The organism is Burkholderia sp. GW821-FHT14F03 (assembly GCF_058803765.1).
In genome coordinates, this window is sequence record NZ_JBXAPG010000039.1 from 67,032 (window position 1) to 73,031 (window position 6,000).

The window sequence follows — 6,000 nt, forward strand, 5'->3', positions numbered from 1 at the left end:
CAGTGCTTATTTGTGTCCTTGTCGACTCGATCTATCCAGAGAGGAATCCAACATGAATACCAAAATCGCGATGCGCTTGTCCGTTTTCGCTCTCGCCGGCGCCATGCTGGCAGGTTGCGCGACGCCGCAGGGCAATAACACGGCGGTCGGCACCGGCGCGGGCGCCGCGCTCGGCGCCGGGATCGGTGCGCTCGCGGGCGGCGGCAAGGGCGCGGCGATCGGCGCGGGCGTCGGCGCGCTGGTCGGCGGCGTGACGGGTTACAACTGGCAGGCGATCAAGAACAAGCTCGCGCCGTCGGCGCAGCAGACGGGCACCCAGGTCACCGAGCAGCCGGACGGCTCGCTCAAGCTGAACGTGCCGAGTTCGGTCACGTTCGCGACCAACCAGTACGCGATCACGCCCGCCTTCGCGCCGCTGCTCAACGACCTCGCGTCGACCTTGAACCAGAACCCGCAGATCACCGCGTCGGTGGTCGGCTACACGGACAGCACCGGCTCGGCGCCGTACAACCAGACGCTGTCGCAGAACCGCGCGCAGAGCACGGTGACCGCGCTGGTGCAGCGCGGCGTGGCGGGCGGCCGCCTGTCCGCGCAAGGCATGGGCGCGTCGAACCCGATCGCCGACAACGCGACCGAGGCCGGCCGCGCGCAGAACCGCCGCGTCGAGATCTACCTGCGCGCGCCGCAACAGCCGGCCCAGTAAGCACGACGCCCCGGGAGACGCCGCGCGCGGCGCGCCGAGCCCCGCCGGACAAGGCTCGGCGGGCGTCTGGCAAGAAATCGAAAAAATCTTCGAACTTCCTCGACGCCCACCGGTCTTTCTATACGGTACGTGGCTGGTGCTGCCGGCGCGTCACCATTCTCCTCTTGTCGTTGTTGCTCCGGGGCCGAATCCGCCCCGGTTTTTTTTGCCTGTCGTTTCCCTTGCGCAGCGCAGCATCGGCATCGTTTTCCGGTGCCTCCGCGCGTCTTGGCGCCCGTCCCCCATCCCGCGCCGCCGCCCGCTTCCCCCGTCCTGGGTTCGTCCCCGTCCCGCGCCGGACCGTCCACCGCCCCCGGCGAACGGCGGGCAAACCCGCGCCTGCTAGAATCGCAGCTTCCCCGAGATCGTCTCCACTGCCTTCTACCGACCCTATGTCCGCCTCCGACCTCACTTCCGCGCCCGCCGACGCACCGCACGCCCGCCGCCAGATCCTCGTCACGTCCGCGCTGCCCTATGCGAACGGACAGATCCACATCGGCCATCTGGTCGAATACATCCAGACCGACATCTGGGTGCGGGCGCTGCGCATGCACGGCCACGAGGTCTATTACATCGGCGCCGACGACACCCACGGCACGCCCATCATGCTGCGCGCCGAGCAGGAAGGCCTGACGCCGAAGCAGCTGATCGAGCGCGTGTGGCGCGAGCACAAGCGCGACTTCGACAGCTACGGGATTTCGTTCGACAACTTCTACACGACCGACTCCGACGAGAACCGCGTGCTGAGCGAGCAGATCTATCTCGCGCTCAAGGACGCCGGCCTGATCGCCGAACGCGAGATCGAGCAGGCCTACGACCCGGTCAAGCAGATGTTCCTGCCGGACCGCTTCATCAAGGGCGAGTGCCCGAAGTGCCACGCGAAGGACCAGTACGGCGACAACTGCGAGGTGTGCGGCAGCACCTATCAGCCGACCGACCTGCTCAACCCGTATTCGGTCGTGTCGGGCGCGGCGCCCGAGCGCCGCAAGTCGGTGCACTACTTCTTCCGCCTCTCCGATCCGCGCTGCGAGTCGTTCCTGCGCGGCTGGGTGAGCGGCCTCGCGCAAGCCGAGGCGACCAACAAGATGCGCGAATGGCTCGGCGACGCCGGCGAGGCGAAGCTCGCCGACTGGGACATCTCGCGCGACGCGCCGTACTTCGGCTTCGAGATCCCGGGCGCGCCCGGCAAGTATTTCTACGTGTGGCTCGACGCGCCCGTCGGCTATTACGCGAGCTTCAAGAACCTGTGCGCGCAGCGCGGCATCGATTTCGACGCCTGGGTCCGCCAGGACAGCACGACCGAGCAGTACCACTTCATCGGCAAGGACATCCTGTATTTCCACACGCTGTTCTGGCCCGCGATGCTCGAATTCTCCGGCCATCGCACGCCGACCAACGTGTTCGCGCACGGCTTCCTGACCGTCGACGGCGCGAAGATGTCGAAGTCGCGCGGCACCTTCATCACCGCGCAAAGCTACATCGACGCCGGCCTCAACCCGGAGTGGCTGCGCTACTACTTCGCCGCGAAGCTCAACGCGACGATGGAAGACCTCGACCTGAACCTCGAGGACTTCCAGGCGCGCGTCAACAGCGACCTGATCGGCAAGTACGTGAACATCGCAAGCCGCGCCGCGGGCTTCCTGCTCAAGCGCTTCGACGGCCGCGTGCAGGACAGCGCGATGAACCATCCGCTGCTCGCGACGCTGCGCGACGCGATCCCCGCCATTGCCGCCCACTACGAGGCGCGCGAATACGGCCGCGCGCTGCGTCACGCGATGGAACTCGCCGATGCGGTGAACGCCTACGTCGATACGGCGAAGCCGTGGGAACAGGCCAAGGATCCCGCCAACGCGGTCGCGCTGCACGAGACCTGCAGCGTGAGCCTCGAAGCGTTCCGCCTGCTCACGCTCGCGCTGAAGCCGGTGTTGCCGGGCGTCGCGGCCGCCGTCGAACAGTTCTTCGGGATCGAGCCGCTCGTGTGGTCGGACGCCGCGCGCCCGCTGTCGTCGACGCAGCCGATCCGCGCGTACCAGCATCTGATGACGCGCGTCGATCCGAAGCAGATCGAGGCGCTCCTCGCGGCGAACCGCGGCTCGCTGCAAGGCGCGGAAGCCGCGGCGCAGCCCGCGCGCAAGGACGCGAAGCCCGCCGCCAAGGCCGCGGCGCCCGCGGCCGGCGACGAGCCGTTCATCACGATCGACGATTTCGCGAAGGTCGACCTGCGCATCGCGAAGATCGTCGCGTGCCAGGCGGTCGAAGGATCGGACAAGCTGCTGCAACTAACGCTCGACATCGGCGAGGACAAGACCCGCAACGTGTTCTCGGGCATCAAGTCCGCATATCAGCCCGAGCAGCTCGTCGGCAAGCTCACGGTGATGGTCGCGAACCTCGCGCCGCGCAAGATGAAGTTCGGCCTGTCGGAAGGGATGGTGCTCGCGGCCTCCGCCGCGGACGAGAAGGCCGAACCGGGCCTGTACATCCTCGAACCGCACGGCGGCGCGAAGCCCGGCATGCGCGTGAAGTAAGCGCGCCCCGCGCAGCCGTCTGCGCCCGGTCCCGCCCGGTCCCGCCCGTTCGCGCCCGTTCGCGCGGGGCTTGGCAAACAGGCCGAGCCGCCCCGAAACGGCCCGATCCGCGTACGCCGATCGGGCCGTTTTCATGGGCGATCCGCCACGGCCGCCTGCCGCGCGGCGGGATGAGCCGGATCAGGCGCGCCGCCCTCGTAGGCGACCACACTGCGCTGCGGATTCGCGATCCGGATCCCGCGCGCGGAAAACAGCGTCGCGATGCGCCGGTTGAACTCCCGCTGCACGCTCCAGCGCGTCGTGTCCGTGCACTGCATCTGCCCCACGAGCGCGAGCGACGCGCCGTCGACCTGGTCGACGCCCCAATAGCTGAAATCCGACAGGATGCCGTCGCGGTAGGTCGGATCGTCGCGCAACGCGGCGCCGATCTCCCGCAGCGCCGCCACCGCGCGGTCGACGTCCTCGCCGTACGCGATCGACACCTTGACAGCCGCGTTGCCGAGCCCGCGATTCGTGTTGTTGACGGTCGTCACCGAGCTGAACGGGATCGTGTACAGCGAGCCGTCGCCGGCGCGCAGCCGCACCGTGCGAATCGACAGGTACTCGACCGTGCCCGACACGCCCGCGAGCGTGACCGAATCGCCGACCTGCATCGCGTTCTCCATCAGCAGGAAGATCCCGGTGATGAAATCCTGCACGAGCTTCTGCGAGCCGAAGCCGAGCGCGACGCCGAAGATGCTCGCGCCGGCCAGCAGCGGGCCGACGTTCACGCCGAGCTGGCTCATCCCCGTCATCACGACCACCAGCGCGATCAGCACGAACAGCAGCGTGCGCAGCATCGGCAGCAGCGTACGCAGGCGCGCGGCGCGCATCAGGTTGCCGTCGTTCGACCAGGTCTGCAGACGGCGCTCGATCGCGATGTTCGCGGCCTCCCACGCCACGAGCGCGACCACGGCCGCGATCGCGATCGTCGCGAGCGCGGACGCGAGCCGGTGGCCGATCGTGCCGACTTCGAACGCGCGCAGCACCGGCACGCCCCACACCTGCAGCAGCAGCGCGAGCGTCACGAGGCCGACCAGGGCCGATACGATCTGGCGCAGCAGCGGGTAATAGCGGTACGCATGGCGATGGACGAGCGTGCTGTCGTCGTCGCGGCGCTGGAACAGCCGCGCGAGCGCGCCGAACACGACGATCGACACGATCCGCATGACGATCAGCACCGCGACCGACCGGCCGCCGAGCGTGACCAGCACGCGGTAGCCGTGGTGCACGTCGAGCGCCCACACGAACCACAGCGCCATCACGATCAGCGCCGACGCGGGCGCCCATGCGTCCGCGAGCGCGTGGCCGAGCGCCGCGAACGACGGCCGGCCCGCGCCATGCGCGCGGATCCGCGCGGCGACGGGCCGGCTGCACCGCAGAATCAGCACCGACACCAGCACGTGGCCGACGAGCGCGACGGCCTTCAGCAGCGCGACGTGGCCCGCTTCGCTCAGGCCGAAGTTCGCGGCCGTCTCGACGAGCGCGGTGCAGCCGCCGACGATCGTCACGAAACGGCCGATCCAGTGCTGCGCGAAGCCCGCCCAGCGATCGCCGATGCGCAGCAGCCGCAGTTGCGGCGCGTCCGGCTGGAAGAACAGCCGCGCGACGATCACGATCAGGCGGCAGATCACGTAGATGTCGATCAGCGCTTCGAGCGCGGCTTCGGCCGGCGTGCCTTCGTCGGCGAGGATCGACATCGCGAGACTCGCGACGCCGACGAATCCCAGCACCGGCACCGCGCGCAACAGCAGGCTGACGAGCGCGCGCGGCATCCGTTGCAGCAGCGTGCTGTGCCGTCGCACGTGGCCGCGTCCGCGCGCGGCCGCGGCGTCGGGCGACGGATCGGGGTCGCTGCCGGACGCGGGCGCGGGTTCCTGCGCGGGCGCGCCGGCGCCGCGACGCGCGGCCAGCGCATTCAGCGTGCGTCGCAACAGACGCGCGGCAAGGCGCTCGACGACGAGCGCAGGCAGCAGCACGGCGACGATGATCGACAGCGCGCGCAGGAATGCGGCGCGCGCGTCGGCGCGGGTCAGCAGGTCCTGCCACCAGTGTCCGACCGAGCCGATGTCGAGCAGCGAGCGCGCCGATTCGTGCAGCGCGCGGCCGAGATCCACGGCCCAGCGCGAGCCCTGGCGCACGAGCATCGAGGCGAGGCCGTTCGACTTGAGCGCGGTGGGCGCGGCGGCGTCCGATGCGGCGCTGGCCGGCGGCGGCGCGCTCGCGGCAGGCGCGCTCAGCGCACCGACGGCGGCGATCGCGCGCAGCGTGGTCTCGACCTGCGCGCGATCGCGCGGGTTCTCGAGCACGGCGAGCGCCTGCTGCGCCTGCTGCGAAGTCAGCGCGGGCGCTGTCGCGGATGAGGTGGGAACGTTCGCCGGCGCGGCGGCCGGCGCACTGGCGGCGGCCTGGGCGGCCGTGACGACGGCGGCAAGCAGCCAGCCAACGAGGATCTGTCGCATAGGTCGACGAGCGGGCGCGCATCGAGGCGGCCCGTGGTAAGGACGATGGCGAAAGTTAACATGATCGCGGGCGGGACCGAATAGTTCCGGCGAATCGCCCCCGGGGCGCGTCGTCCTCGACCACGCAGAAGCGTCATCCGACCCCGCGTCGCGCAGTCGCGCAGTCGCGCAGTCGCGCAGTCGCGCAGTCGCGCAGTCGCGCAGTCGCGCAGTCGCGCAGTCGCGCAGTCGC

Annotated in this window: 3 protein-coding genes; 2 read left to right on the forward strand and 1 reads right to left on the reverse strand. The window is 69.8% G+C overall.

Going from position 1 to position 6,000, the window contains the following annotated elements; translation table 11 throughout:
* Window positions 1-52: 52 nt before the first annotated feature.
* Together AC1RQF_RS24375 and metG are read left to right on the forward strand one after the other, a co-directional pair.
* Window positions 53-703 (forward strand): YiaD family glycine zipper/OmpA-like lipoprotein, encoded by a 651-nt coding sequence (locus tag AC1RQF_RS24375; protein WP_273998646.1) that lies wholly within the window; start codon window positions 53-55, stop codon window positions 701-703.
* A 431-nt stretch (window positions 704-1,134) separates the two neighbouring features.
* Window positions 1,135-3,267: a methionine--tRNA ligase gene (gene metG, locus AC1RQF_RS24380; RefSeq protein WP_492873143.1), complete on the forward strand. Its 2,133-nt coding sequence runs from the start codon at window positions 1,135-1,137 to the stop codon at window positions 3,265-3,267.
* A gap of 131 nt (window positions 3,268-3,398) precedes the next feature.
* Here the strand turns inward: metG and AC1RQF_RS24385 are convergent, their stop codons facing one another.
* Window positions 3,399-5,768 carry a mechanosensitive ion channel domain-containing protein gene (locus AC1RQF_RS24385; protein ID WP_273998649.1) on the reverse strand — a complete coding sequence of 790 codons (2,370 nt, stop codon included), beginning with the start codon at window positions 5,766-5,768 and terminating at the stop codon, window positions 3,399-3,401.
* Window positions 5,769-6,000 lie beyond the last annotated feature (232 nt).

What these genes read in the sequence shown, in the direction of transcription:
- AC1RQF_RS24375 (WP_273998646.1), top strand. Translation starts at nt 53, where the DNA reads ATGAATACCAAAATCGCGATGCGCTTGTCCGTTTTCGCTCTCGCCGGC.
- metG (WP_492873143.1), top strand. Translation starts at nt 1,135, where the DNA reads ATGTCCGCCTCCGACCTCACTTCCGCGCCCGCCGACGCACCGCACGCC.
- AC1RQF_RS24385 (WP_273998649.1), bottom strand. Translation starts at nt 5,768, where the DNA reads ATGCGACAGATCCTCGTTGGCTGGCTGCTTGCCGCCGTCGTCACGGCC.